Source organism: Prochlorococcus marinus str. MIT 1214 (genome assembly GCF_027359355.1).
Classification (GTDB): domain Bacteria; phylum Cyanobacteriota; class Cyanobacteriia; order PCC-6307; family Cyanobiaceae; genus Prochlorococcus_B; species Prochlorococcus_B marinus_F.
The window spans coordinates 1,655,904-1,681,667 of the sequence record NZ_CP114777.1 but is presented as its reverse complement, the minus strand read 5'-3'; the positions used below and the strand labels follow the sequence as shown (position 1 = coordinate 1,681,667).

At 34.9% G+C, this 25,764-nt stretch carries 29 protein-coding genes and 2 tRNA genes; 16 read left to right on the top strand and 15 right to left on the bottom strand.

Annotated elements, in window-relative coordinates:
* The first annotated feature begins 1 nt into the window (after nucleotide 1).
* From O5639_RS09235 to O5639_RS09225, 3 genes are all read left to right on the top strand, one after another.
* Nucleotides 2-74, top strand: a tRNA-Ile gene (locus tag O5639_RS09235).
* Between the two features lie 14 nt (nucleotides 75-88).
* Nucleotides 89-1,357, top strand: a complete 1,269-nt coding sequence (locus O5639_RS09230) for a hemolysin family protein (RefSeq protein ID WP_269624235.1) — start codon at nucleotides 89-91, stop codon at nucleotides 1,355-1,357.
* A 20-nt stretch (nucleotides 1,358-1,377) separates the two neighbouring features.
* Nucleotides 1,378-2,400, top strand: a complete 1,023-nt coding sequence (locus tag O5639_RS09225; protein WP_269624234.1) for a Gfo/Idh/MocA family protein — start codon at nucleotides 1,378-1,380, stop codon at nucleotides 2,398-2,400.
* 133 nt (nucleotides 2,401-2,533) lie between these two features.
* Here O5639_RS09225 and O5639_RS09220 read toward each other — a convergent pair whose 3' ends face one another.
* Both O5639_RS09220 and tgt read right to left on the bottom strand, forming a co-directional pair.
* Nucleotides 2,534-2,677 (bottom strand): photosystem II reaction center protein K, encoded by a 144-nt coding sequence (locus tag O5639_RS09220; protein ID WP_269604438.1) that lies wholly within the window; start codon nucleotides 2,675-2,677, stop codon nucleotides 2,534-2,536.
* 34 nt (nucleotides 2,678-2,711) lie between these two features.
* Entirely contained in the window at nucleotides 2,712-3,842 is a 1,131-nt protein-coding gene (tgt, locus tag O5639_RS09215; RefSeq protein ID WP_269624233.1) for a tRNA guanosine(34) transglycosylase Tgt, read from the bottom strand.
* A 118-nt stretch (nucleotides 3,843-3,960) separates the two neighbouring features.
* Here tgt and O5639_RS09210 point away from each other — a divergent pair, with 118 nt between their 5' ends.
* A complete protein-coding gene (locus tag O5639_RS09210) occupies nucleotides 3,961-4,698 on the top strand; it encodes an adenosylcobinamide-GDP ribazoletransferase (protein WP_269624232.1) in 738 nt (245 codons plus the stop codon).
* On the opposite strand, the gene O5639_RS09205 is transcribed toward O5639_RS09210, so the two are convergent.
* The gene (locus O5639_RS09205; RefSeq protein WP_269624231.1) at nucleotides 4,679-5,800 is read right to left on the bottom strand and encodes a sensor histidine kinase; all 1,122 of its coding nucleotides are present in this window, start codon (nucleotides 5,798-5,800) and stop codon (nucleotides 4,679-4,681) included. The genes O5639_RS09210 and O5639_RS09205 overlap by 20 nt on opposite strands.
* A gap of 312 nt (nucleotides 5,801-6,112) precedes the next feature.
* Here O5639_RS09205 and O5639_RS09200 point away from each other — a divergent pair, with 312 nt between their 5' ends.
* A complete protein-coding gene (locus tag O5639_RS09200; protein ID WP_011294267.1) occupies nucleotides 6,113-6,481 on the top strand; it encodes a DUF3155 domain-containing protein in 369 nt (122 codons plus the stop codon).
* Here the strand turns inward: O5639_RS09200 and O5639_RS09195 are convergent.
* Nucleotides 6,478-7,083 (bottom strand): alpha/beta hydrolase, encoded by a 606-nt coding sequence (locus O5639_RS09195; protein WP_269624230.1) that lies wholly within the window; start codon nucleotides 7,081-7,083, stop codon nucleotides 6,478-6,480. The two genes, O5639_RS09200 and O5639_RS09195, sit on opposite strands and share 4 nt — an antisense overlap.
* A gap of 62 nt (nucleotides 7,084-7,145) precedes the next feature.
* Between O5639_RS09195 and purH the strand changes: the two genes are divergently transcribed.
* Complete coding sequence (gene purH / locus O5639_RS09190) at nucleotides 7,146-8,702, top strand: bifunctional phosphoribosylaminoimidazolecarboxamide formyltransferase/IMP cyclohydrolase (protein ID WP_269624229.1); 1,557 nt, start codon at nucleotides 7,146-7,148, stop codon at nucleotides 8,700-8,702.
* A gap of 56 nt (nucleotides 8,703-8,758) precedes the next feature.
* Here the strand turns inward: purH and O5639_RS09185 are convergent, their stop codons facing one another.
* The 4 genes from O5639_RS09185 to sfsA form a co-directional block, all read right to left on the bottom strand.
* Nucleotides 8,759-9,292, bottom strand: coding sequence for a DoxX family protein (locus tag O5639_RS09185; RefSeq protein WP_269604430.1), 534 nt, complete (start codon nucleotides 9,290-9,292; stop codon nucleotides 8,759-8,761).
* Between the two features lie 62 nt (nucleotides 9,293-9,354).
* Complete coding sequence (locus O5639_RS09180) at nucleotides 9,355-10,557, bottom strand: 4-hydroxy-3-methylbut-2-enyl diphosphate reductase (RefSeq protein ID WP_269624228.1); 1,203 nt, start codon at nucleotides 10,555-10,557, stop codon at nucleotides 9,355-9,357.
* Between the two features lie 119 nt (nucleotides 10,558-10,676).
* Entirely contained in the window at nucleotides 10,677-12,167 is a 1,491-nt protein-coding gene (locus tag O5639_RS09175) for an ammonium transporter (protein WP_269624227.1), read from the bottom strand.
* Nucleotides 12,168-12,428: 261 nt separating this feature from the next.
* Nucleotides 12,429-13,193: a DNA/RNA nuclease SfsA gene (sfsA, locus tag O5639_RS09170; protein WP_269624226.1), complete on the bottom strand. Its 765-nt coding sequence runs from the start codon at nucleotides 13,191-13,193 to the stop codon at nucleotides 12,429-12,431.
* Nucleotides 13,194-13,266: 73 nt separating this feature from the next.
* Here sfsA and murJ point away from each other — a divergent pair, with 73 nt between their 5' ends.
* Nucleotides 13,267-14,874: a murein biosynthesis integral membrane protein MurJ gene (gene murJ, locus O5639_RS09165; RefSeq protein WP_269624225.1), complete on the top strand. Its 1,608-nt coding sequence runs from the start codon at nucleotides 13,267-13,269 to the stop codon at nucleotides 14,872-14,874.
* Here murJ and O5639_RS09160 read toward each other — a convergent pair.
* A complete protein-coding gene (locus tag O5639_RS09160) occupies nucleotides 14,861-15,109 on the bottom strand; it encodes a hypothetical protein (protein ID WP_011294259.1) in 249 nt (82 codons plus the stop codon). The two genes, murJ and O5639_RS09160, sit on opposite strands and share 14 nt — an antisense overlap.
* A 40-nt stretch (nucleotides 15,110-15,149) precedes the next feature.
* Nucleotides 15,150-15,446: a DUF3181 family protein gene (locus O5639_RS09155; RefSeq protein WP_269624224.1), complete on the bottom strand. Its 297-nt coding sequence runs from the start codon at nucleotides 15,444-15,446 to the stop codon at nucleotides 15,150-15,152.
* A 182-nt stretch (nucleotides 15,447-15,628) separates the two neighbouring features.
* Between O5639_RS09155 and O5639_RS09150 the strand changes: the two genes are divergently transcribed.
* The 5 genes from O5639_RS09150 (at nucleotide 15,629) to O5639_RS09130 (ending at nucleotide 20,413) form a co-directional block, all read left to right on the top strand.
* A tRNA-Arg gene (locus tag O5639_RS09150) sits at nucleotides 15,629-15,702 on the top strand.
* 124 nt (nucleotides 15,703-15,826) lie between these two features.
* Complete coding sequence (gene glyA / locus O5639_RS09145; RefSeq protein WP_269625544.1) at nucleotides 15,827-17,062, top strand: serine hydroxymethyltransferase; 1,236 nt, start codon at nucleotides 15,827-15,829, stop codon at nucleotides 17,060-17,062.
* A complete protein-coding gene (locus O5639_RS09140) occupies nucleotides 17,049-18,341 on the top strand; it encodes a competence/damage-inducible protein A (RefSeq protein ID WP_269624223.1) in 1,293 nt (430 codons plus the stop codon). Before glyA ends, O5639_RS09140 begins: the two co-directional genes overlap by 14 nt.
* 23 nt (nucleotides 18,342-18,364) lie before the next feature.
* The gene (gene leuC / locus O5639_RS09135) at nucleotides 18,365-19,774 is read left to right on the top strand and encodes a 3-isopropylmalate dehydratase large subunit (RefSeq protein ID WP_269624222.1); all 1,410 of its coding nucleotides are present in this window, start codon (nucleotides 18,365-18,367) and stop codon (nucleotides 19,772-19,774) included.
* A gap of 24 nt (nucleotides 19,775-19,798) precedes the next feature.
* Nucleotides 19,799-20,413, top strand: a complete 615-nt coding sequence (locus O5639_RS09130; RefSeq protein ID WP_269624221.1) for a 3-isopropylmalate dehydratase small subunit — start codon at nucleotides 19,799-19,801, stop codon at nucleotides 20,411-20,413.
* 2 nt (nucleotides 20,414-20,415) lie between these two features.
* Here the strand turns inward: O5639_RS09130 and O5639_RS09125 are convergent, their stop codons facing one another.
* From O5639_RS09125 to O5639_RS09115, 3 genes are all read right to left on the bottom strand, one after another.
* Nucleotides 20,416-22,407 (bottom strand): DUF3769 domain-containing protein, encoded by a 1,992-nt coding sequence (locus O5639_RS09125; RefSeq protein WP_269624220.1) that lies wholly within the window; start codon nucleotides 22,405-22,407, stop codon nucleotides 20,416-20,418.
* 104 nt (nucleotides 22,408-22,511) lie between these two features.
* Complete coding sequence (locus tag O5639_RS09120) at nucleotides 22,512-22,640, bottom strand: photosystem II reaction center protein I (protein ID WP_011294252.1); 129 nt, start codon at nucleotides 22,638-22,640, stop codon at nucleotides 22,512-22,514.
* A gap of 30 nt (nucleotides 22,641-22,670) precedes the next feature.
* Nucleotides 22,671-22,967 carry a hypothetical protein gene (locus tag O5639_RS09115; RefSeq protein WP_269624219.1) on the bottom strand — a complete coding sequence of 99 codons (297 nt, stop codon included), beginning with the start codon at nucleotides 22,965-22,967 and terminating at the stop codon, nucleotides 22,671-22,673.
* Between the two features lie 42 nt (nucleotides 22,968-23,009).
* Between O5639_RS09115 and psbH the strand changes: the two genes are divergently transcribed.
* The 4 genes from psbH (at nucleotide 23,010) to O5639_RS09095 (ending at nucleotide 24,397) form a co-directional block, all read left to right on the top strand.
* Complete coding sequence (psbH, locus tag O5639_RS09110; protein WP_011294251.1) at nucleotides 23,010-23,207, top strand: photosystem II reaction center phosphoprotein PsbH; 198 nt, start codon at nucleotides 23,010-23,012, stop codon at nucleotides 23,205-23,207.
* Nucleotides 23,208-23,240: 33 nt separating this feature from the next.
* Nucleotides 23,241-23,456, top strand: a complete 216-nt coding sequence (locus tag O5639_RS09105) for a TatA/E family twin arginine-targeting protein translocase (RefSeq protein WP_269624218.1) — start codon at nucleotides 23,241-23,243, stop codon at nucleotides 23,454-23,456.
* Between the two features lie 61 nt (nucleotides 23,457-23,517).
* Entirely contained in the window at nucleotides 23,518-24,129 is a 612-nt protein-coding gene (pth, locus tag O5639_RS09100; RefSeq protein ID WP_269624217.1) for an aminoacyl-tRNA hydrolase, read from the top strand.
* Between the two features lie 10 nt (nucleotides 24,130-24,139).
* Nucleotides 24,140-24,397 carry a DUF3146 family protein gene (locus O5639_RS09095; RefSeq protein WP_269624216.1) on the top strand — a complete coding sequence of 86 codons (258 nt, stop codon included), beginning with the start codon at nucleotides 24,140-24,142 and terminating at the stop codon, nucleotides 24,395-24,397.
* On the opposite strand, the gene O5639_RS09090 is transcribed toward O5639_RS09095, so the two are convergent.
* Nucleotides 24,381-24,818, bottom strand: coding sequence for a hypothetical protein (locus O5639_RS09090; protein ID WP_269624215.1), 438 nt, complete (start codon nucleotides 24,816-24,818; stop codon nucleotides 24,381-24,383). The genes O5639_RS09095 and O5639_RS09090 overlap by 17 nt on opposite strands.
* The gene (locus O5639_RS09085; protein ID WP_269624214.1) at nucleotides 24,819-25,745 is read right to left on the bottom strand and encodes a DUF3084 domain-containing protein; all 927 of its coding nucleotides are present in this window, start codon (nucleotides 25,743-25,745) and stop codon (nucleotides 24,819-24,821) included. It abuts the gene before it with no gap.
* Nucleotides 25,746-25,764: the final 19 nt, after the last annotated feature.

The following is a 25,764-nucleotide window of genomic DNA, read 5'->3' as shown; positions in this document are numbered from 1 at the left end:
TGGGGGTGTAGCAATCTGGTGAATGCAGCGAACTCATAATTCGCCTTAGGCGAGTTCGATCCTCGCCACCCCCATAGAAAAATTATTAATGAGTTTATTACTTCTTTGTATATTGCTTGTAATACCTGCATTTTTTAATGCAGGTCAGTTTGCTATTTTGCGACTTCGTTCAACTAAGGTTCAAAGACTAGTAGAAGATGGACTTCCTGGTTCCAATTCCATAATTCGCCTGCAGAAAAGGCTAAGAAGAACACTTTTAATAGCAGAGTTAGGAATCACTATTTCATTAATTTCAATTGGTTGGATCTGCAAAAATTTTGCAAGTCAATTGTGGGGAAACAATGCTTCAATTAATTATTTATTAGATCTAGCACTTTTTATTATTGTTGTACTTTTAGCAACTCTGATATCTGGTCTTCTTCCAAAAGCACTTGTTCTTAATCAACCAGAGACTTCTGCTCTTAAATTATCGCCCCTAATTGAAGCAGCAATAAAATGGATGTCACCATTCCTTTCTTTACTAGAAGGACTGTCTTTATTAATTCTTAGATTATTTGGACTTAATACTCAATCAGAAAGTCTTACGACAGCTGCATTTTCTGCAGGAGAATTAGAGAAGTTAATTGAAACTGGTGGAGTAACAGGCTTAAAACCTGATGAAAGGAACATACTTGAAGGTGTTTTTGCTTTAAGGGATACACAAGTCAGAGAGGTAATGGTTCCGAGGTCAGGGATGGTTACTCTTCCAAGAGAGGTTTCCTTCACTCAAATGATGGAAGAAGTTCATAAAACTCGTCACGCAAGATACTTAGTAATTGATGATTCACTTGATAATGTTCTTGGAGTTTTAGATTTAAGGCAACTTGCTGATCCAATAGCAAAAGGAGAAATGCAAGCCAACTCATTATTAGAACCTTATATCAAACCAGTTGTTCGTGTTTTAGAAACTTCTACTTTGGCCGAATTACTTCCCGTAATAAAAAATGGGAACCCGCTTCTGTTGGTTGTTGACGAATATGGAGGCACTGAAGGATTAATAACATCGGCAGACTTAACAGGTGAAATTGTTGGTGATGAGATTCAATTTGACAATAAAGAATCTGAGCTAAGACCTATTGATGACTTAAAAAAAATATGGATTACTTCTGGAGAAATAGAAGTAATAGAACTAAATAGAGAACTTAAATTAGAATTGCCAGAAGCTGATGATCATTACACTCTTGCTGGATTTGTTTTGGAAAAACTCCAAGAAATTCCCAACTCCGGAGAAACATTCATTCATAATGAAATTATCTTTGAAATTCTTTCTATGAAAGGTCCAAGAATAAACAAAGTAAAAATAATACTTCCTAAATAATAATTAATAACAAAGTAAACATGAAAAAAATTTCCAAGATCAACGAAAATATTATTCCTGTAAAAGTTGGGGTAATAGGAATTGGAAATATGGGTTGGCATCACGCTAGAGTACTTAGTCTTCTCAAAGATGCTGAGTTGGTAGGAGTTGCAGATTTAGACGAAGAAAGAGGGAAATTAGCTATGGAGCAATTTAATTGTAATTGGTACAAAAATTACAAGGACTTATTACATCAAGCAGAGGCTGTATGTGTTGCTGTACCTACAATGTTTCACCATGAAGTAGGTCTAGAATGTTTAAACGCCGGGAAACATGTGTTAATTGAAAAACCCATAGCAGCAAATAAAGAAGAAGCATCATCGTTGATTAATGCATCAAACAAAGCAAAAAAGTTATTACAAGTTGGCCATATAGAAAGATTTAATCCGGCTTTTAGAGAATTAACAAAAGTAGTTGCTAATGAAGAAGTTGTAGTTCTTGAGGCCAGAAGGCATAGTCCTCATCCTGAGAGAGCTAATGATGTGTCAGTCGTATTGGACTTAATGATTCACGATATTGACTTAGTTATTGAACTTGCAAATTCAAAAGTGATAAGGCTTGCTGCAGTTGGAGGATGTAGTGGAGATGGTCCTATGGATTATGTTAACGCGACACTGGGATTTCAAAATGGAGTGGTTGCAAGTCTGACAGCAAGCAAAATGAGTCACAAAAAAATAAGAAGTTTGAGCGCTCATTGCAAACAAAGTCTTATAGAAACAGATTTTCTAAATCACAATATTCACATCCATAGGAAAGCTCATGAATGGTATTCAGCTGATCACGGCGAGCTGCTTTATAGAAACGATGGGTTTATTGAAGAAGTAAGTACAACATCAATCGAACCTCTATATGCAGAGCTGGAGCATTTCCTGCAATGTGTTAGAGGCAAGGAGAAGCCTGCAGTTGGAGGTCTTCAAGCATCTAGAGCATTACACCTTGCTGATTTAATTGAGAAGGCAGTATCAATGCCAAGTGAAGACATTTTGCTTAAAAAAGGAATTTAAATAAGCCAGATCAACTAACTAAAAAAAATAAAATTTCTGCCCGATTTCTTAATTCGGGCAGAAATTTTATTTTGTTAAGAATCTCTAATAGATTGCTTAAATTGTAAAAAAACCAGAAGAAAAAACTTCTCTTTTAACGAAAGCCAACTGCCGCTTGCCAAACAAAAACAAGCAGAAAGAAGAAAAGAGGTATAAGCGGAAGTACATCCACTGTTGGTGCAAAAGCCTGGTAAGCAACCGGAAGTTCAGCAAGCAAGTCGAGATTAATCAGTGCCATCCCTAAGAAATAATGGACGTATTAAGCACGCACGCTACCACGTATGACGCGCTTTAGAGTCACTCTGCCACGGAGCGAAATCCTCTGAAAAACAACCTTCCAGAATTGCTTGCCTCATAGCACCTGTAAAACGGATCAAATGAGTGAGATTATGCAAACTCAAAAGCGTGAGACCTAGCAACTCTTTGTTGCGAATCAAGTGATGAATATATGCTCTTGTGTATCCAGTACAAGCTTCACAGGGGCAAGATGAATCCAGCGGCTTGTAATCGTCTTTAAAACGCGTATTTCTTAAGTTGAATGTATCTCCGTTAACCAAAGCGCTCCCATGCCTTCCTAAACGCGTAGGGATTACACAGTCGAACAGATCTACTCCATTGGCCACAGCTACGGCCATTTCTCGTAATGTTCCTATTCCCATAAGATATCTTGGTCGGTCTTCAGGTAATAGAGGGCAGGTCTCTCGTACAATTTTATGCACTTGACTTATGGGTTCGCCTACACTCACCCCTCCTATAGCGATCCCTGGCAAATCAAATCCTGAGACGATTTTTGCGCTAATTTTCCTTAAATTTGGGAAGCAACCCCCTTGAACTATGCCAAAAACTGCTTGATCGTCTTTGTTATGAGCATTTAGACATCTCTCAAGCCAATGGTGTGTTCTTTTACAAGCCTCTTCAACTTCTGACTCACTGGCTGGGTAAGGAGGGCAATGATCAAAAGCCATTGCGATATCAGACCCTAAAGCCATTTGAATTTCAATGGCTTTTTCAGGAGTCAAAAAAATCTGTTTACCATCCCTTGGGCTTTGAAACGAAACTCCTGCATCATCAATTTTATTTAACTTTGCCAAACTAAATACTTGAAAACCTCCTGAGTCAGTGAGTATTGGTTTCTTCCAGTTCATAAATTCATGTAGTCCGCCTGCGTCTTGAACTATTCTTTCTCCTGGTTGAAGATGAAGATGAAAAGTATTTGCAAGAATCATTTCAGCTCCTGTTTTCTCTAGTTGATTAGAGGTAACACCCTTGACTGTTCCTAAAGTACCTACAGGCATAAATCTTGGAGTATTTACAATTCCATTTGGCGTTTTAATAGAACAGGCTCTAGCTAATGTCGATTTACATCTACTGTCTATTTGGAAATCGAAGAAAGGCTTTTTCAATTATTCCTAAATATTCGATAATTTAAACTACTTATATAACTAATTTGAGAACTAAGAAACAGTTGAGGTTGTAATTCTGATTTTTAAAAACTGGCTAGGAGACCTTGCAGGTGCATGGGTGTTTTACACTATTTTGCCTCAATGGCCATTAATCAAGCCTCGATTCAAAAGAATTGCTCGTTTTGCCCCTTTGATAGGAGTTTTAATTGGCTTTTTACAATCATTTTCTTGGCTTTTATTGAAATTCTTTAATTGGCCAAATATTTCTATCGCCTTAATATCGATTGCAATTAGCATTTTAATCACTGGTGGACTTCATATTGATGGGTTAATGGATACGGCTGATGGAATAGGAGCAGGTCCATCGAAGCGAATTGAAGCAATGAAAGACAGCAGAGTTGGTGCAATAGGCGTGCAAAGTTTGGCAATCATATTGATTCTTCAAATAGCCGCAATAATGAAACTAAGTTTTTATGCTCCTCTTGCATTCCCATTAGCTGCATTTTGGGGGAGAACATCTCAAATTTTCGCAATTGAAAATCATGAATACATTTTTAAAAAAAAATACAGCTCCATTCATCATCAAAACTGGAAAGGAATATCTAATGAGATAAGACCGTCAGTGATAATAATTTCTATAGGAATAATAGTTTTTCTAATTTCAACTAATTTAAATATATATAATGCTTTATTATTAATCTATTGCATTTTATCAGGTTTAATAACTTCAATTCTAATCCCAAACTTAATCAATAAATCCTTAGGTGGACATAGTGGTGATAGCTATGGAGCAAGTTTAGTAATAACAGAAACAACTTATTTATTACTATTAAGTATCATTTTGGCTCCAAATTAAAAACAAAAGCATTACCTGACTCAGGTAAAGAATTTTTAAATTTACTCGGATTAACAACCAACTTAAGATCTCCGCCTAATTGTCTAGCCAAATCTCTAGCAAGAGCAAGACCTATTCCACTACCAGACATTTTCAAACCACTTTCACCTCTAAAACCTTTCTCAAAAATCTTTTCTCTTTCATCCTCATTTATAGGGATGCCTTCATCCCAAATGCATATACCTTCTTCTACTAATTCTATTCCGATAGATGATTGAGGAGGGCTATAACGAAATGCATTTTCCAAGAGATTCGCAACAATTTCAGCAATAACCCCCTCTGAAATAGATCTTGATTCCATCCATGCTGGCCATTCTGAAGGACTAAACCATTTTCTGCCTTGCAAATTAGCTCTCGCTTTAGCTCTTTCAATCAATGGCTCTATTAAGCTTTTTACGCTGATATTTGTCTCGGTTGGCAATAATGGAGGCAAGAGCAATCTATTTGATCCATCATCTGCTTGAGGTAGTTTCACTTGACTAAGTTGATCTAGTGCCGAAAGATATTTATTAACTTGAACTTGTTCTGATATTAATCCTTTTACAAGGTTTTCATGTTCACTATCAGGGCCTATTTTTCTCAAAAGAAGTTTTGCATATGTTCCAAGAGCAGCTAATGGATTTCTTAATTGATGAACCATTAATGATATCTGCTCCTTTTGATCATCCAATTGATCTAACAACCTTTTTCTATCAAGTTCAGAGGCAAGAGAGTTCGCCAATAAGATTGACATTGATTGCAAGCGCTGATCAAGGTATTCAGGCCATTCTTCATCAGAGGCAATTCGCTCCGCACGAATAACACCCAATAATATTGATCCCTCTTGTAATGGGTACCATCTTCTATTTGACGAGGGTGTACGAAGAGCAATATCAGTTTCTACTGGCTGTAATATTTTTTCTGATTTAGGCCACTGTCCAACAACTTCTAAAGTGGGCGAACCACTATCTCCAGATCTAGCTACATAAACAACAACATGCTCCAATTGTTGATCAGCTTGAAAGCTCATCAACTGTTGTTGAACAAAATTCAAAAATCGTTCTGAATACTGCATTGAGGTCATTATGCAATCTTAGACAAGGAGAAAGAAGTATTCAAAAACTTGAAAAATTTGAAAAAAGTATTAAGATGTAAATAAAGATTTTAGATCCCTAACAGGAGGTTATCTCAAATTCAATTAAAAAGTGAGCACTTTGAGTGACTTTGAGTCTGCGGAAAAGATTGATGGGAAACCTCCGTAGACCACTTTAAATTATTTGAGAATAACTTTCCATCTCAATTTCAAATCTAATTTTTCTAAAAAAACTTTAGCTTCAGCAAGAGCTAAAAATGAAAGTCCCTATTTCACTCACCCCCAATAAAGGTATTTTTTTTCATGTCTAAGAAGCGTAAAAGAATTAGCAGACGCAGACTTGCAGGTCAGCGAGTAATGTCTCATGTCCCTATTTTTCATTTAGGAACAGGTCAACATAAGCCTGTAACGGCGGCAAGACGCTTCATCGCTGAAGAGGGACTATACGCGCCAGCGATACTAAATGTGCGACGTAATGAACACACTACTGATCGCTTCTTCTGGGGAGAGAAAGGTTTGTTTAGTGCTCAGTACGCTGAGGAGAATCACTTTCTTTTTCCTTCCCTGAGAGTAATTGTTGAATTTCTTGGTGAAGACAAAATTTTTGCTGGTTTAGAACTTACTGCAGATGATTGGGAAGAAATCGAAGAGTATGAATACGCTTTTGTTTAACTAAGAAATTGTTGTTTAATTTTTCCACGGCAATGGTCAATTAGATCATTTGTTATTTCATGGCCTCCCTCAAAAAAATATAATTCTGATTTAACTCCATTTTTTACCAACTTATCAAAGCTTCTCTCAGAAGCCTCTTTAGGGACTACTTGATCTATATTTCCATGGCAAAGAAAAACAGGTGACATACCTTTTAAAGGTTTCCACTCTGGATGTGGATAAGAGCTAAATGCAAAAACTGCCTTAAATTTATTTCTTGTTGCAAGCTCTAAGGCCATTGCACCGCCTTGAGAAAAACCTAATAGCAATGTTTTATTCAAGGGTATGTTATTAAAGCAAAAATTATTTAAACGCTTTTCAAGATCTAATACTGCTTTTGGAACCTGTTCCCATTCATGTGGGTACAACGGATACCATTGCCTACCTGATCCGCTTGGATGAGGCTGAGGAGCGGAGAAAGAAACTATTTCAAAACGATCTTTTAACCCCTCAGTTAATAATTTCCCAACAGGTAGTAGATCATTTGCATCAGCCCCCCAACCATGGAGTAAAACCAATCTATTTGTTGCGGATTCAGAATTTAATAAGACTTGTTCAGTCATGTTGAATGCAATATGCCTCTTTGATGCGTAGGTTATCGAGAACAATCGATTTCAAACAATAAATGTCACCCATAGCTCTGCTAAGTGTCTCTGACAAAACTGGCTTAATTCCTCTAGCTAAAGCCTTAGTTAATGAATTGGGCTTCACAATCATTTCCAGTGGAGGGACTGCAAAGTTAATTGAGAGTGAAAATCTTCCTGTTACACGAGTCGCAGATTACACAGGATTTCCAGAAATTCTTGAAGGAAGAGTGAAAACACTAAATCCTAAAATCCATGGAGGAATATTAGCTAGACGAGATAAACAATCTCATCTAGATGATTTAGATAAACAAAATATCAATCCAATAGACTTGGTAGTTGTTAACTTATATCCATTTGAAAAAACAATTTCAAAAGAGAATGTGTCTTGGGAAGAAGCTATCGAAAATATTGATATTGGCGGACCAACAATGATCCGAGCAGCAGCAAAAAATCATCAAGATGTTCTTGTAGTGACTGATCCAAGTCAATACTCAAACTTAATTGATGCCTATAAATCAAAAAAGATCACTACTGAATTAAGAAGAAACTATTCTCAAAAAGCTTTTGAGCATACTGCCATCTATGACCAAACAATAAGTAAATGGATTGCCAACAAAAATACCAAAAAAAAGGCTTATTGGTTGCAAAGCTTGCCATTGAAACAAGAACTTAGATATGGAGAAAATCCTCATCAAAAGGCCTCATGGTATGGAGAGCCTGGGAAAGGATGGAGTGGAGCTAATCAATTACAAGGGAAAGAATTGAGTACAAATAATCTTCTCGATCTGGAGGCTGCTTTATCTACTCTTCGTGAATTTGGATATGAAAATACTATTAGTAGCCCTTCATATCAAAAAGCAGTGGTAGTTATTAAACATACAAATCCTTGTGGAGTCGCAATTGGAGAATCTCCATACTTAGCTCTTAAAAGAGCATTAGATGGGGATAGAGTAAGTGCTTTTGGGGGGATTATTGCTATCAATTGCCCTGTTGATGAAGCTGCAGCTAAAGAACTTGAAAATATATTTATTGAATGTGTTATTGCTCCATATTTTGATAATAATGCAAAAGAAATACTTTCAAAAAAGAAAAATCTAAGACTACTAGAGTTAAAAGCTGAGTCTATTCAAAAAGCAGATAAAAATCACATCAGAAGCATACTTGGTGGTTTATTAGTTCAAGATTTAGATGAACCAAATGTTGATCAAACAGAATGGGAAAATGTTACTAAACTAATACCAACAGAAGAAGAAATAAATGACTTATCTTTTGCGTGGAAAATTGTCAAACATATACGATCAAACGCAATAGCGGTAGCATCTAATCTGCAGAGTCTAGGAATTGGAGCTGGTCAAATGAATAGAGTAGGTTCAGCAAAACTTGCATTAGAAGCTGCTGGCAATAAAGCAAAAGGTGCAGTTTTGGCTAGTGATGGTTTTTTCCCATTCGACGATACTGTAAAAATGGCCGCTGATTACGGTATTAGTTCAATTATTCAGCCAGGGGGAAGTATCAGAGATACAGATTCTATTAACGCATGCAATGAATTAGGAATAAAAATGGTCCTCACTGGGAAAAGACATTTTTTACATTAATATTAATTATGATTAATTTTTAATTTTGTTATCTAAGCTGAAAAATTAATCTTAATTTATGTACCTTTAGGGTAATAAGTTATTTTATTTGATTTCCTAAAGAGTGAAAGCCTTCCAGGACCAGCGCATAAAAAATAAAATGATATTGCTGCATAGATTGCTGACAATTCAAATATATAATTGTGATTTTCTACTACCGCGAAAGGGAATCCTTCTAAACCAGTGTCTATAAAGTGGAAATATAAGGCAAATACCATAGTTGATAACAAGCCCAATGAGGATAATCTTGCCAAAACCCCAGTAGCCAAACCAATTGGACAAACTATTTGAGTTACAGCGGCCATATATGTCCAAATCACAGGATCACCAGGAAGAAAACTGAAGTATTTACCCACAACAAATTCAGCAAATCCTCCTGGATCATTTAATTTCTCCAAGCCGTGATGAACCATCAACAAACTAAAACTAACTCTAAGAACTAATATTGAAAGTTCTCCAAAAATATTCACTTCCCCTTCAGGGCTCTGTACAACGACTTCAACCTTTTGTGAGTCAGAATCTTTAATATTAGAACTTGTAGGTTGAGCCATCTTCAACAAATATTGATAATCTATCCTACGAGAAATTTGGTCAAAATTGTGATTTATCCTAATTAATTTTTTTCACTTATTTTCATAAGCTTATGGATAACATGCTCAACCACTCGATCTGGAGTAGAGGCGCCGGAGGTAATACCAACTTTAATATTGCCAGTTGGAAGAAATTCCCTTTCAGTAATCAATTCTCCTTCAAGTGGCATATGAGTAATAGTATTAGTCTCTTCTCCAATTCTCTCTGGAGTATCAATATGAAAAGAGCGAATACCCCTGCTAACAGCAATTTCTTGAAGATGGGTAGTGTTTGACGAGTTATAACCACCAATAACAACCATTAGATCAAGGGGTTCATCAACTAGAGAAAACATTGCTCCTTGTCTTTCTTCAGTGGCATCACAAATAGTATTGAAAGCTAGAAAGTGTTCATTTAAATCAGCTGGACCGTATTGTTTTAACATCGTTTTTTCGAATAATTTACCTATCTCTTCTGTTTCACTTTTAAGCATGGTTGTCTGATTTGCGACCCCAATTCTTTTCAAATCTTTATCTGGATCAAACCCAGTAGAAGATGCTTTAGCAAAACGCTTTAAGAATTCCTCTCTATTTCCATTACCAAGAATATATTCAGCTACATAATTGGCTTCATCTAAGTCAAATACAACTAGATAAGTTCCTGCAAATGAGCTAGTAGCAAGTGTTTCTTCATGTTTGTATTTCCCATGAATTATGGAAGTAAATGTATGTTTTTTATGCTTTTCAACTGTATGCCAAACTTTTGAAACCCATGGACAAGTGGTGTCAATAATATGACAGCCTCTATCATGAAGCATTTTCATATCTTGCACAGTTGCACCAAATGCAGGAAGGATTACAACATCTCCATCTTTTACACCTGAAAAATCTTTGATTCCTTTCTCCTCAGTAATAAAAAGGACATCCATTTTCCTAAGCTGATCGTTGACTGAAGGATTATGAATAATTTCATTAGTAATCCATATCTTTTCATTCGGATAATGCTTTCTAGTCTCATAAGCCATTGCTACAGCCCTTTCTACTCCCCAACAAAAACCAAAAGCCTCTGCAATTTTAACTTTGAGTCGACCATGCTTCAATTCATTTCCGTTATCTCTAATTGATCCAATCAATCCACTTTGATAAGCCTCTGCTAAGGCCTGAGCTCGTTTATTCGCAGAGCCAAATCCTCTCCTGTTGTATCTATCTGATTTATGAAGAGTTTGCTTAAATGCTTGAGTATCCATTTCAATTAAATAGTTATAAACAAATTGATAGGATTCACATCACTATTAAACCACACTAAAAAAGCCCGGAATAGATCCGGGCTTTTTTGAGTTTAATGTTAGAGAATTAAACAAGTGAACTAACTAGAAGCAAAGTCTGGATAAGCTTCCATTCCATGCTCTCCAATGTCAAGACCCTGTGTCTCTTCTGCTTCGCTAACTCTGATGCCACCGAAGAAGCCACCAATAATTTGCCAAGCAATCCAGCATGTAACCACAGTCCAGATACCATAAGCAGCTGCACCTAAGGCTTGAATAAAGAATTGATTAATTCCTCCTCCATTCAGGAGACCGATTCCTACAGCACCTGGGTCCATGCCATCAACGCCCCAAAGGCCAATAACAACAGTGCCCCAAACCCCACAAACACCGTGAACTGAGAAGGCACCAACTGGATCATCAATACCTGCAGAATCTAAAGCAGCTACTGCAACTACAACGATTAATCCACCCACTGCGCCAGCGAGCCAAGATCCAGCAAAAGTCATATTGCCACAACCAGCAGTGATACTTACTAATCCAGCAAGAATACCGTTGATGATCATTGTCAGATCAGGCTTCCCAGAAGTAATAGTAGATAGAACTGTAGCTGCGATTGCTCCACCAGCTGCTGCCAAAGTTGTTGTTACCGCTACATAAGCAACATATTGATCCATTGCTAATTCGGAGCCAGGATTAAATCCATACCAACCAATCCAAAGAATTAGGGCTCCTAAAGTTGCAATAGCCATATTGTGACCAGGCATAGCTTGAGCTTTGCCATCTACAAATTTGCCAATACGTGGGCCAAGAAGCATAGCTCCAACAAGACCTGCCCATCCTCCAACAGAGTGAACGATAGATGAACCTGCAAAATCAATAAAACCAAGTTCAGCAAGCCATCCTCCATTCCACTGCCAGCTTCCAGCAATTGGGTAGATGAAAGCAGTTAAAACAACAGAGAAAACGACAAACTCACCAAACTTGACTCTTTCAGCTACGAGTCCAGAAACGATAGTTGCTGCAGTACCAGCAAAAGCAGACTGAAAAAGGAAATCAACTGCTGGAACAAGACAACCAGTGTCACCAGCAGCTGCACACTCTAGTGCACCTGAAGGATCAGGATCAACAAATAAGCCTTGGAAATAAAGCCATCCATCAATTACTGAACCGCCATACATTAGGGAATAACCAATTACCCAATAGGCCGTAACGGCAAGAGCAAAAACAAATAAGTTTTTAGCTAATATGTTCACCGCATTTTTTTGGCGACACATACCAGCTTCAACCATTGCAAATCCTGCGTTCATAAAAATCACGAGGATTGTGGCTATAAATAACCAAAGGTTATCTGCCAAGAATGCAGCAGCTTGAGGTCCAGTTAAATCTGAAAGTGCAACCTCAGCTCTAGCAGAGAAAGTGAAAACACCTAATCCTAAAAGTGCCAATGGGACAGATGCTAGCCATGCCCAAGATTGACTTCTTCTAAAACCTTTAATGCTTCTTAGAAGAAGCATTGGCCCGTTCAAAAGACTTGCGTCTTGAAGACGAGAAGTACTTCGCCTTGGAGGCGATTGCAAAGCAGTGGTCATAAATGATGCTTACTTCGAAAAAAGAAATGGATAATTAATCCAAAATTTATACACTTATTAATATGAATGCAACTGATACTGACAAGATGTAGGTGTTGATACAAAAAAAGAGTTTGGTGCTACAGATATGTTTTTATTTACACATTTTGTGTGTGAGTTGACTAAATTTTCAAATTGAATTAAATCCTAAAATTAAAAATCAAAATCAAAATCTAGCTCAAATAGTTAAAATAGATCTTCCAAAGTATTTTTTCTAGATTTTTATTTTTGTGAAATCTGAAAGGGTTTAACACCTTCCCAAGTTATGTGGTCTGAAAAATAACCAAACGCACATGGAATAACCTCTACTCCCACAGATATTGCCTCTCTAAATAATTTCCCATATAAAGGATCTGCTAAATCACAAGGTGCAAAAATTTCCATATCACTTCTACTTATGCACGGAATCAATACCGCTCTTGAATTAGTACAAATACTCATTAGTTCTCTCAAATGTTTTTGACCTCTTGTAGTAACCGTATCCGGGAACAAAGCCAAGGTTTTTTCACACCAAGTCGTATTTTTAACCTCTACATATATATTCCTATTATCCGCATTGCTAGTTTCAGGCATAAGTAATAAATCAATTCGACTTTTACCTTCTAAACCATATTTAACTTCAGGCTTGATATTAGCAATTAAACCCAATTGCTTCTCTAAGCCATTCGCCTCAATCAAATTCCTAATTAATTTATTAGGTAAAGATGTATTTATACCAACCCAGCATCTATTCATCTCATTATGACTTGGCACCTCAGCTTGCTCCCAAGACCAATCTAATTTACGTTTAGGAGAAGGAGAGTACTTAAGTCTGACTCGACCACCAGGCCAAAGAACCCCTTTCATTGGTCCTGTATTTGCACAATGAGCGGTAACAATTTGACCATCAGCCAACTCAACATCAGCCAAAAATCTCTTATATCTCTTAATTAAAATTCCCTCTTCAAGCGGGGGAAACTTAATAATGGTTTTTCCAATCTCAATCACTTAATTAATATCCAGTTAAAACAAGAACTAAAAATATTCTAGAAAAATGAAAGCTCTTTTTTTCAAATCTAACATGCCGAAATCGATCAAAGAAATTGCTTTCGTCGTAAGTTTAGGAACTTTACTAAGCAAATTTGGAGGGATGGCAAGGCAATTAGTTATTGCTGGTACTTTTGGAATTGGTGCTGCATATGATGCATATAATTATGCTTATATTATACCTGGATTTTTCTTAGTTCTTTTAGGAGGTATTAATGGGCCATTGCATAACTCAATGGTTACACTATTGGCAGAGAAAAACAAGCTTGAAAGTAGATTATTTATAAGTTCAATCAATAATATTTTATCTCTCATATTATTAATCATAAGTTTTTTTATTTTCTTTTCATCCGATTTATTAATTCATTTAGTTGGACCGAGTTTAACCCCTGAGATTAAAGAAATAGCATCTTATCAATTAAAAATAATGTCTCCTATTATATTCTTATCTGGACTACTAGGAATAAGTCTTGGATCTCTAAATGCAAAAAAAAATTTTTTCATCCCTTCTATATCTCCATTACTCTCAAGTCTAATAATTATAATGGCTGTATCAAACTTTTGGATAAATAAAGAAAATTCAGCTGATATATATGAATTAAATCTTAGAGGAGGAATTATTCTTGCAAGGGCAACATTTATAGGAGCTCTATCTCAATACTTAGTTCAAATACCTTTTCTAATTAAAAAAGGAATATTTACTATAAGTTTTTCAATCAAAACAAAATATTCAGAGGTAAAAAGAGCTTGGAGAATGATTGTCCCTGCTTCACTTTCTTCAGGAATGATGCAAGTCAATGTTCTTATTGATTTATTCTTTGCATCAAAAATAGTTGGAGCGGCAGCTGCTCTAAGTTACGCAAACTTTTTAGTTCAAGCTCCTCTTGGAATAATATCAAATTCTATTTTACTTCCATTATTGCCAGTTTTTGTAAGTTTAAGAGCTCGCGAAAATCATCTAAAATTGATCAAGAAAATCCATCAAGGAATAATTATTTCCTCTTCTTCGATGGTATTTCTAGGTTCGATATTTATTTCACTATCTGCTCCAATAGTAATATTAATCTATGGTAGAGGTTCATTTAATCAAAATGCCATAGATATTGTAAGTCAACTATTAATTGCATATGGAATAGGTATGCCTTTTTATCTATTAAGAGATCTATTAGTTAGAGTATTTTATGGTATTGAAGATTCGAAAACACCATTTAGAATATCAATTATAGCAATATTATTAAATTTATTTTTTGACTGGTTTTTAATAGGGGGGAAAAGTCCATGGGGGGAACTATCTCCAATCGACTTAGGAGTAAATGGTTTAGTATATTCTACTACATTTGTTAATTTCTTTGCTTGCATACTGTTACTATTGAAATTAAATAATAAACTAAATAATCTGAAATTATCAAAAATAGTATCTCAGAATTTTAAAATTATTTTAATTGGTTGCATTACTGGTATTAGCTCACTTTTTATTTTTAAAATTATATATTTACCCTATGGTTTCATTAATTTATTATTGAGAATATTAATATCATCTGGGATTAGTCTTCTTATCTTTTATTATCTAGCAATTATTCTTAAAATTGATGATATTGATAATTTTAAAAAGTTTTTAAAAGAGAAATTTATTCGTCTTTAAGAAAAACATCTTTTTCTGATCTAACTTTAAGTGGAATTTCCAAGCAATTCATTTCATCAGTTTTTACTCCACTTACTGAGAGAATTCTCGCTTCGATACCAAACTCTTGAAAAGCTATTTCCATCTCTTTCATTAATTCCTTTTCAACCTGTGCATCAGCATCAGCAACTTTCCCTATAAGTCTCTCTCCTAAGCGACCAATGCGCTGCCTTACAACCTCTCTGGCATTAGTCACCTGAATGATTAGCAAAGATAACAAAGCAATTGATCAAATCTTATCTGCAATAGGGTTCTAAAATCTCTTCAAGGTCAAAAAATTGATTTGATGGAATTAATTTTGACAATGGCAATCTCGTTTGGCCTCCGCCAAGTTTTACTTGAATTGCTTCAAGACCTTTTCTAGCTGCAACATATGCACCTTGATCAAAGTTAGCCTGACATTCAATAGCTAAGTCCTTTGCAAAGCCAGCATCGCCTAGATAAAGGTTCCAATTTCCAACTTGAATAAATAATCTGTCAGCTATTGATGCAGCTAGCTCATTAATTTGCGATGAATCTATAGAGTTGGTCATAAAAACATAGTTTTTTCTTTTGTTCGTGACCTTAGATAGAGATTGGTGACTATCTAAAATTAAAAAAATTAATCGAACAATAAGTTTTTAGGTTTCAAGATCGCATTTTACTTGATCTTTTAGGCATAGATACAAACATATTTTCCTATTGTTTGGGAGTCAATCTGATATTGTTTTTTTATGCGCCTGTAGCTCAGCGGATTAGAGCATCTGACTACGGATCAGAGGGTCGGGAGTTCGAATCTCTCCAGGCGCGTTTAAAAAATTTGTAAATCCTTATATAACCAAAAAATAAGAGAAAGTTTTCTCTCATTAGAGCAAACATATGCCTACTATCACATCATAAATAAAAGAATAAAGTGACTATTAAATCTTCTTTGATGGAATGTGATCCAATTATTGCGAAATTAATAAACAATGAATTATCAAGACAAGAAACTCATTTAGAACTTATTGCAAGCGAGAATTTTGCCTCTAAGGCAGTAATGGAGGCTCAAGGATCAGTCCTAACCAATAAATATGCGGAAGGTCTTCCTAGCAAACGTTATTACGGAGGGTGTGAACATATTGATGAAATTGAACAGCTAGCGATTGATAGAGCAAAAACCCTTTTTGGCGCTAAATGGGCAAATGTCCAACCACACAGCGGAGCACAAGCTAACTTTGCAGTTTTCTTAAGCCTTCTAAAGCCTGGTGACACAATCATGGGAATGGACCTATCCCATGGGGGACACCTCACACATGGTTCGCCTGTAAATGTGAGTGGTAAGTGGTTTAAGACGTGCCACTACGAAGTTGACAAAACAACCGAAATGCTCGATATGGATGCAATCAGAGAAAAAGCAATTGAAAATCAACCTAAACTAATCATTTGTGGATTCTCTGCATATCCACGAAAAATTGACTTCCAAGCTTTTAGATCAATAGCTGATGAGGTAAATGCGTATTTATTAGCTGATATTGCACACATTGCTGGTTTAGTTGCAAGTGGTCTTCACCCAAGTCCAATCCCATATTGTGATGTAGTCACAACAACCACTCACAAAACTCTTAGAGGGCCAAGAGGAGGACTAATTCTCTCAAAAGATGAAGAACTAGGGAAAAAAATTGATAAGGCAGTATTTCCAGGTACCCAAGGAGGTCCTTTAGAACATGTAATCGCAGCGAAAGCTGTGGCATTCAAAGAAGCTTCTGAATCCGAATTCAAGCTCTACTGCCAAAGAGTGATCTCAAATGCCAACGCTCTTTCTGATCAACTTCAAAAAAGAGGAATTTCAATTGTGAGCAATGGAACTGAAAATCACATAGTTCTTCTTGATCTAAGAAGTATTGGTATGACAGGTAAAATTGCCGATAAATTAGTTAGTGATATCAAAATAACTGCCAACAAAAATACCGTACCTTTTGACCCCGAGTCCCCATTTGTTACTAGTGGGCTAAGACTAGGTTCAGCAGCACTAACCACTAGAGGTTTTGATGAACAAGCCTTTAAGGATGTTGGGGATGTTATTGCAGATAGACTGCTTAACCCTGAAGATGAAGAAATAAAAGAAAAATCAATCAAAAAAGTTTCTGACCTTTGCAATAAGTTTCCTTTATATAGTGAAAACATTTAAAGAAATTAATATTAACAATACAAATCCTCTTGGAGCAGAGGTTTTATGCATTGGCAGTGAAATACTTCTAGGAAATATTGTTAATACTAATTCTCAATGGATAGCAGAGCAATTAGCAGTTTTAGGAATTCCACATTTTAGACAAACTGTGGTAGGAGATAACCCTAAAAGATTAAAAGAAGCGATACTTGAAGCGTCAAACCGATCTAAAATTCTAATAACAACGGGTGGTCTAGGGCCAACACCAGATGATATAACAACGAAGATAATTGCTGATACTTTTAACACACCAATGGAACAAAGAAATGATATTTTGATTGACCTAAAAAATAAGTTAAAAGATAAAGATAGTCAATTATCTGAAAGTCAAAAGAAGCAATCCTTAGTCCCAAAAGGTTCTAAAATCATAAACAATTACTCAGGAACAGCGCCAGGCATCATATGGAGTCCGAAGGATAACTTTACAATACTTACTTTCCCTGGAGTTCCAAGTGAATTAAAAGAAATGTGGACTAAAGAAGCTGCAAAATGGTTAATTAATAATAATTTCTCAACCAAAATTATCTCTAGCAAAGTTTTACACTTTGCAGGTATAAGTGAATCATTATTAGCAGATAAAATTCCACATTTACTTCAAGTAAATAACCCTACTGTTGCAACTTATGCAAGTGTTGGTGAAGTCAAGGTGCGAATAACAGCAAAAGGGAGTAATTTAGAAGAAACTAATAGATTAATAAAGCCTATTGAAAAAGAATTAATTCAAATCACTGGATTAAAATGCTTTGGTAAAGATAATGAAACTCTTGAAGAATTAGTATTTAAATTATTACTGAAAAGAAAAGAAACAATTGCTGTTGCAGAATCCTGCACTGGAGGTGGAATAGGTTCTAAACTTACAAAAGTCCCTGGATCTTCGAAAATTTTCCATGGCGGAATCATCGCATACAACAATTCAATTAAGCAAAGAATATTAGGTGTCCCTGAGGAATTAATTAATACCTATGGTGCCGTATCAAAGCCAGTAGTTGAATCAATGGCAGAAGGTGTCAAAAAAAAATTCAAAGTTAACTGGGCAATATCTGTCAGTGGAATTGCAGGGCCTACTGGAGGAAATAAATTAAAACCAGTTGGTCTAGTCAATTTTTGTATCAAAGGTCCAAAGAGCCTCATTACATGGGAGGAAAGATTTGGATCTAATAAGACAAGAGAAGATATTCAAAAATTAAGCGTTTTAAATGCTCTTGATAGATTACGTTTGTCTATAATCATGGACAAATAAGTCCCAATTGTTGGATTTGACAGTTGAGTTCTGGAACCCTCTACGACAAAGTTTGGAACTTCCATCAGGTAAAAGAATTACCGGGAGGATCAACGCAACTTTTTGTTGGTCTTCATTTGATTCACGAAGTTACAAGTCCACAAGCTTTTTCTGCTCTTAATGAAAAAAATCTTGAAGTCAAATTTCCCAATCTTACAGTTGCTACTGTCGATCATATAGTTCCAACATTAAACCAACAGCGTCCTTTTAGTGATCCTCTTGCAGAGGAAATGCTGGCTACTTTAGAAAAAAATTGCACAACGCATGGCATAAAATTTCACGGGATTGGAAGCAATTCTCAAGGCGTAGTACATGTTATGGCTCCAGAATTAGGACTAACCCAACCTGGGATGACGGTAGCCTGCGGAGATTCACATACATCAACGCATGGAGCATTTGGAGCAATTGCATTTGGTATTGGAACAAGTCAAGTTCGAGATGTTTTAGCCAGCCAAAGTTTGGCGATGAAAAAATTAAAAGTAAGAAGAATATGGGTAGATGGTTCATTGCAAAAAGGAGTTTATGCCAAAGACCTTATTCTTCATATCATCCGTTTGCTTGGCGTCAAAGGAGGGGTTGGATTTGCCTATGAATTTGCTGGTCCTGCAATAGCATCACTTTCAATGGAAGGAAGAATGACCATATGCAATATGGCTATTGAAGGGGGTGCAAGGTGTGGATATATCAATCCAGATGAAACTACTTTTGAATATCTTAAAGGGAAAGAATATTCTCCCAAAGGTAAAGAATGGGATAAAGCGATTGATTGGTGGAAAAGTTTAGTAAGTGATTCAGAGGCTAAATTTGATGATGAGATTAAATTGGATGGATCATCTATAGAACCCACAGTTACCTGGGGTATAACTCCTGGTCAAGGTATTTCAATTAAAGAAAAAATTCCAAATCCTGAAGAACTACCAAAAAATGAACAACAAATAGCTAAAGATGCATGCAAATATATGAATCTTGAGGCAGACCAACCCATAGAAGGAACTTCAATTGATGTTTGCTTTATAGGTAGCTGCACGAATGGAAGATTAAGTGATCTCCAAGAGGCATCAAAAATTGTTAAAGGTAGGAAAGTCTCTGCTGGAATTAGAGCTTTTGTTGTACCTGGTTCTCAAAAGGTTGCGAAAGAAGCCAAAAAAAAAGGAATAGATAAGATATTCCTTACTGCAGGTTTTGAATGGAGAGAACCAGGTTGCTCAATGTGCTTAGCAATGAATCCAGACAAGTTAGAAGGAAGACAAATAAGTGCTAGCTCAAGCAATCGCAATTTCAAAGGGAGACAAGGGTCTGCAAATGGAAGAACCTTATTGATGAGTCCAGCTATGGTTGCTGCTGCTGCGATCAATGGGAAGGTTACGGATGTAAGAAAATTACTCCGACAATAAAACTACAAATAACGTTACTAATCAATGAAACAGGAATTCCCAAAAGGAAAAATCAACGTAATTAGAGGCCGCAGCTTAGTAATCAAAGGCGATGATATTGATACTGACAGAATTATTCCAGCAAGATTTCTAAAATGTGTAAGTTTTTCAGCATTAGGCGAACAAGTCTTTGCAGATGACAGAAAAGAACTTCATGGCAATCACCCCTTTGATCTCGACCAGCATCACGGAAGCAATATTCTTATTGTTAATGATAATTTTGGCTGTGGCTCAAGTCGCGAGCATGCTCCACAGGCTCTTATGAGATGGGGGATAAGATTAATTATCGGGGAAAGCTTTGCTGAAATTTTCTTTGGAAATTGTCTTGCACTTGGCATACCTTGTATGACAGCTTCAAAACAAGAAATTAATAAATTACAAAACCTAGTAATTGAGAACTCCAATCAAATTTGGGATTTTAATCTTAAAGAACTTTCAATTTCTAATCAAAAAGAAAGCTTTAGACTCGAACTGGAAGGAGGAGCATACAAAATGCTTTATTCAGGGAAATGGGATGCTACTTCTCAACTATTGGATGCAGAGGAAAAAATCAATCATACAGTCAAAAATCTACCTTATCTAAATAATTTCAAACAATAAATCTAAAATTCTGCTTTAACAGAATCACCAAATTTAAATCCATTTAAACGAAAATATAATCCTGCCTCATCATTATTAGGATGAAAGTACATTCCAAATTCGTAAGATCTTTTTTGCCACAAAAGGCCTAACTTTGTATCATAATAATCTCCATATTTTTTTGAACTACTATCAATATTTAAATTAGAGATAACATCAAACATTAAAGGTCCATATATTTGTTGTATTAAACTTATATTTAGTGTTTTTAAATCAATAGCGTTATCAAATTTAAATGGACTATTTCCAAACTTAATTTTCACTCCTGGCATAAGCGAAAGTTTTGTATAATCAAGAAAATTTTTCTCTAAATTACCTAGTCTAATTTCAGGGCCAAGACTCAGTTTGAGAAAGCCTTGATCAATTGAATTTATATATTTATAATAGGCTGACGTAATATTAGTTCTGAAGACTAGTTCAGGAGTGATTGAAACAGGAGATAAAAGCTTCTCATTCTTTTTATCAAGATTGTTTGTATTATTCTTCCAGATTGTATATTCACTATCTAAAGAAGCAAAAAGACTCGAACGCCAAAGACTTATCACTTCGCTGCTTGTCAATTTTTCTGATTCATATTTAGCGGTTCCTATCCGAATGTTTAAGTTATTTTTTACTTCACCATTGGTAAAATACTTCGTCTTTTCAATAAAGCTTCCAAGTGCAGATTTAATCTCAGTCTCTCCAATACTTCCATTCCAAGCTCTGGATCTATAAGTAGTAAAAATATTAAAACTTGAGTCTTCCATAACAGGCATTCGAAAGTACTTTCGAAAAGAGGTTGAATGCCTTAATCCACTGAAAATTCTAGCTATATTTAATGTGCTTAAATCGTTTAAACTCTCGAAGCTCCAATCCCCCTCACTTGCTGTAACTTTTACATTTAAACCAAATAAGTCAGAAAAATTAATATTTTCATCATGACTATTTTTGTAACTATAAGTTTTACCTAAAATAGCTCTATTAATTAAAAACTGAGGCTGTAATTCAAGTTTTATATTATTATTAATATTTTTTGTATTACTTCTTCTTACTAAGACTAATCCATCACGATCTTTAGTATCATATATGAACTGAAATTTATTTTTCTTTTTCTTTTTACCTCCAAATATTCTTTTACCTATAAAAATTTTATTTCTGTTTTCTAGAATTAAACTTGTTTTAGAGCTAGTAATAAGTAAGTTACCATCTTCTTCTTCTTCTGCAATAACATCTACGCCCTCAAAGGAAATTTGATTAGGATCAAATGGGTCATTAGTAAAAATAATCTTATTAGATTTCCAGCCTTTTTGATCAATAGTAATTGAATTCGATTTAAATCTCCAATTATTAATTAAACCTATTGATTTATTAGATCTAGTGATTTTATTTTCTGGTAATTCAATATTTCCTAATGCAAATTCTATTCCATCATTGTAACTATTTTCCCTTTTAGATAATGATCTTTCTTTTAATAGTATTTCTTCTGAATCAGAGTCAAGTTTCAAGTCATTCAATACATTCTTTATATCTATGATTCCGTATACATCTTTAATAATTCCTTCTTTATTTAATAAATTAAATTGAAATTCTTTACCTTTAAAATATTGCCCTCCTTTTCTAAATCTAATATTGCCCTTAGCAGATAAATTACCAGTTGATTTTTCATAACTGAGCGAGTCTGATCTTAATATGCCACCATTTATTATTGCTTTGACATTACCCTCAGCTAGATAAATATTTTGATCATAATCATATTGCTTATCAGCAAAAATCTTTAAAGTTAAAAAAATACTTTCTTCATTTTCTACTTTTAATTTTTCTAAAGGCGAACTCTTAGGGTTTTCAACTAACTTACCTACAGAATAACTATGGCTTTTCTCTTGAGATGAATTTTCAAGTAAATACTCCTTTGCTTTAGAAGTCTCAAATAAATACAAGAAAATACTAAACCCTAGAATTCCAAGGTTTAAAGACAATAGATATTTTTTCTTCGTCGCCAAATGAATTAAGCCGACGAAAAGATAATACCTAATAAAATAACTACAGGAGCTTGTTTAGACCAGTAATTAGCGTGTCATTTCTAGTCTTGAGGACTTTCCAAATCCTTTCTATTGGGCGTCCTTGTTGGATCACTTGCCAAGAAACCAAACAAAAAGATCCCGACAAAGAAAAAGACGACCGTATATACGGAAATCTTGAGGGCAAGCATGAATCCGAACCAACTAAATAGAGATTAAACCTATCCTATGAAGTCAATAACTCCAATGAAAAAACCAAAGGTGTTACAGACTTTTGGAAATGAAAAAAATTCTTTTTCGTTGTCCAAGCCCAAAAAGCCAATCATCGCAAGGGAAATAAATAGAAAGATCAATTTTTCTTTCTCATATGAATTCCTAAAATCTTTAATTTCCTTTTTTCTTTTGTAATTTTTCTCGTTTTTTAACTTATTTGATACCAAATTATCAAATATCGTATTTTTTTGGTTCATTCCATCACAAGTTTCTACAGTCTCTTCTTCTTTTGGACAAGTTCTCATACAATATCTTGACTTATACAAATCTGAGCTAAGAGAAACGACATGGGACAAAAAACAGCACTTGGATCTTTGCTTAAATCCATTGGCAATTCTGGACAAGGAAAAGTTGTCCCAGGTTGGGGAGCAGTCCCCGTAATGGCTTTCATAGGAGTTTTACTACTGGTTTTTCTAGTGATTATGCTCCAAATTTATAATCAATCACTTCTTTTACAAGGTTTTTCTGTCGACTGGAACGGTTGAATTGATTAAATTCTGAGAAGTTGAGATTCGCCCATGAATATTTTTGGGGTTGGTTTACCCGAAATAGCTGTTATTGCTGGTTTGGCACTAGTTATTTTCGGTCCAAAACGTCTTCCTGAACTTGGGCGAACAATAGGAAAAACCCTCAAAGGGCTGCAAAGCGCCTCTACGGAATTTGAGCGTGAAATAAAAAATGCCATGACTGAAGAAGAGTCTTCAAACGAAAACATTGTGGACAAAGAAAATTAATCTCCCCAAAACTATCTAGATATTAAACAATTAGAATCAACAACGATTATTTCCAATTGGTATGTTGTCCGATGACTTGAAATTATTAGTTGGCTTAGGCAATCCTGGGGCTAAATACAATAAAACTCGGCACAATGTTGGATTTATGGTTTTAGAGGAAATTGCAAGAAAAAATAATTGTAGTTTTCTTGAAAACAAAAAACTATTAGGTAGGACCTGCGAATACGGCACAGGTATCGAAAAAACAAGGCTTTTAATGCCTAGCACATATATGAATGAAAGTGGAAAATCAGTAAGATCAGCAAAAGATTGGTTTAATTATGAAAATCATCAATTAATAGTCTTGGTAGATGACATGGATCTTCCCCTGGGGAAAATAAGAGTTCGCTCAAAAGGCAGCTCAGGAGGGCATAATGGGTTAAGAAGCATTATTAACCATCTAGGTACTGATGAATTTAAGCGATTAAAGATTGGGATAGGCCCGCCAAGTCACGATCAAAAAGATAGAAAATCTAAAACTATTTCGCACGTTTTAGGAAGATTTACAAATGAAGAATTTATCATATTAAATTTCATCATTGAGGAAATTATTAGTTGTATTGAATCAATCGCATCTAATAATTGGGAAAAGATAACTACTCGGCTAAATTCTTATAAACCTGACAATAAATAACTTTAGGAAAATGTATAACAAACCATCAACTACTGCATATCTGCAAATTCATAAGCAATGCTTTAATCAAAAAAAAGTTGAGGGGATTGTCCGTGCGGGAAATTTTGAATGGAGTTTTATTTGGGCCTTCAACCAGGGACAACTTTTTGTCGAACCACCACTAGGTAGGGCGCTGATAAAAGATGCATTAGAGAGATATTTAGTAAAATCTGATTATAAACTTGAATCTGGTGGAGATTATATTTTTACAGTTAGAGCCAAATTTTAATGCTTACTTTATCTGGCCAATCAAATGTATAATTTAAAAAATCTTCTAATAAAATCAACGCGACAATTGCATCAAGATTTTCAGGAGGGAAAAGAATTTCTTTCGGCATCCAACGGATGAGAAAATTTGGAGGCCAAATCTCCCAATATCTAAACCTTGCTCTTAATGTTGAGCCTCTTTCATTAACATAGTTTATATTTGTAAGTTTATTTTTTTTTAATTGATTTACTATATTCTTACAATTAGTTCCATCACCAATTATTATCTTACAAATTTGATAATCTTCATTCCACAACGAAACCAAATCAGAACATTTATTGAATGAAGCTATACCTGCCTCAAGAACTTTTCCGGATTTAATATCGGCCAATAATAAACCGCATTTTTTCATCCCTGGATCTATAGATATATATAAACTCATTTAACTTTTATTTATTATAGATTTTTCTAAATATTTTAATTCCAATGAAATCGAGACTTTATCTGCACTTTGACTACTATCAATAGACCGAGCAATAATTTGAAAATCTTCATTTTTTTTACTAATCAAATATTTTCCTAAATTGTTAATTTGATTAGGATTAAATTTTAACTCAGAACTTAATGAACCTCTTCGCCTAACCTCAGCCAAAGTAGAAGCCATTAAAAGATTAATCTTCTTACTGATTGATTCAGAATCAGAATTTGATAAAGATATATTTTCTTGAGCAATAATTTCTCCTTTTTTCGTAATGATTTTATTTAATGTAACTTCAGGAAATGCATAAACATAATTTTCACCTCTAAGTATATTCCCTGCTGATTTAATCCTAACGACCCAACTTCTATTATCAGCTATTTTATTTTCAAGCTTCTCAATATCATCTTTACGAACTAATAGTATTCTTCGATATTTAGATTGATTTGTTTTTACTAAATTAAAAGCATAAAAATTTGCTTGCTGCAAAATACTCTCTATAATTTTTTTTGTATCACTATTTTTATTTAATCTAATAGTTTTAGTCACTAAAGTTTGCCCACTACTTATTACTACATTTCCACTTCTAAAAGCAAATAGATTTTTTTCTAATTTTCTTAATTCTTTTTCACTCTCTAGAATCTTTTCTCGAATATCCTCTAATTGAAATAATCCAATCCTTAAATCCCTATCAAATGCAACCATAGTTGCGAATGAAATAGCGCTAATAATACTTCCTGTAATAACAGTTATTAAAACAGCTGTACTTTTTGGTCTTAATTTAAAAATGCTTAAACGCGCTTTGCCAACTCTAGTACCCAAGCGATCTCCCAGAGTAGAAAGTATTCCACCTAAGATTAATAACAAAAGAATTTTAAGCCAGACTGTCACAGAGAGAAAGAAGGATAAG

What these genes read in the sequence shown, in the direction of transcription:
- O5639_RS09230 (WP_269624235.1), top strand. Translation starts at nt 89, where the DNA reads ATGAGTTTATTACTTCTTTGTATATTGCTTGTAATACCTGCATTTTTT.
- O5639_RS09225 (WP_269624234.1), top strand. Translation starts at nt 1,378, where the DNA reads ATGAAAAAAATTTCCAAGATCAACGAAAATATTATTCCTGTAAAAGTT.
- O5639_RS09220 (WP_269604438.1), bottom strand. Translation starts at nt 2,677, where the DNA reads ATGGCACTGATTAATCTCGACTTGCTTGCTGAACTTCCGGTTGCTTAC.
- O5639_RS09205 (WP_269624231.1), bottom strand. Translation starts at nt 5,800, where the DNA reads ATGACCTCAATGCAGTATTCAGAACGATTTTTGAATTTTGTTCAACAA.
- O5639_RS09200 (WP_011294267.1), top strand. Translation starts at nt 6,113, where the DNA reads ATGTCTAAGAAGCGTAAAAGAATTAGCAGACGCAGACTTGCAGGTCAG.
- O5639_RS09195 (WP_269624230.1), bottom strand. Translation starts at nt 7,083, where the DNA reads ATGACTGAACAAGTCTTATTAAATTCTGAATCCGCAACAAATAGATTG.
- purH (WP_269624229.1), top strand. Translation starts at nt 7,146, where the DNA reads ATGTCACCCATAGCTCTGCTAAGTGTCTCTGACAAAACTGGCTTAATT.
- O5639_RS09185 (WP_269604430.1), bottom strand. Translation starts at nt 9,292, where the DNA reads ATGGCTCAACCTACAAGTTCTAATATTAAAGATTCTGACTCACAAAAG.
- O5639_RS09180 (WP_269624228.1), bottom strand. Translation starts at nt 10,557, where the DNA reads ATGGATACTCAAGCATTTAAGCAAACTCTTCATAAATCAGATAGATAC.
- O5639_RS09175 (WP_269624227.1), bottom strand. Translation starts at nt 12,167, where the DNA reads ATGACCACTGCTTTGCAATCGCCTCCAAGGCGAAGTACTTCTCGTCTT.
- murJ (WP_269624225.1), top strand. Translation starts at nt 13,267, where the DNA reads ATGCCGAAATCGATCAAAGAAATTGCTTTCGTCGTAAGTTTAGGAACT.
- O5639_RS09155 (WP_269624224.1), bottom strand. Translation starts at nt 15,446, where the DNA reads ATGACCAACTCTATAGATTCATCGCAAATTAATGAGCTAGCTGCATCA.
- glyA (WP_269625544.1), top strand. Translation starts at nt 15,827, where the DNA reads ATGGAATGTGATCCAATTATTGCGAAATTAATAAACAATGAATTATCA.
- O5639_RS09130 (WP_269624221.1), top strand. Translation starts at nt 19,799, where the DNA reads ATGAAACAGGAATTCCCAAAAGGAAAAATCAACGTAATTAGAGGCCGC.
- O5639_RS09120 (WP_011294252.1), bottom strand. Translation starts at nt 22,640, where the DNA reads ATGCTTGCCCTCAAGATTTCCGTATATACGGTCGTCTTTTTCTTTGTC.
- O5639_RS09115 (WP_269624219.1), bottom strand. Translation starts at nt 22,967, where the DNA reads ATGAGAACTTGTCCAAAAGAAGAAGAGACTGTAGAAACTTGTGATGGA.
- psbH (WP_011294251.1), top strand. Translation starts at nt 23,010, where the DNA reads ATGGGACAAAAAACAGCACTTGGATCTTTGCTTAAATCCATTGGCAAT.
- O5639_RS09105 (WP_269624218.1), top strand. Translation starts at nt 23,241, where the DNA reads ATGAATATTTTTGGGGTTGGTTTACCCGAAATAGCTGTTATTGCTGGT.
- pth (WP_269624217.1), top strand. Translation starts at nt 23,518, where the DNA reads ATGTTGTCCGATGACTTGAAATTATTAGTTGGCTTAGGCAATCCTGGG.
- O5639_RS09095 (WP_269624216.1), top strand. Translation starts at nt 24,140, where the DNA reads ATGTATAACAAACCATCAACTACTGCATATCTGCAAATTCATAAGCAA.
- O5639_RS09090 (WP_269624215.1), bottom strand. Translation starts at nt 24,818, where the DNA reads ATGAGTTTATATATATCTATAGATCCAGGGATGAAAAAATGCGGTTTA.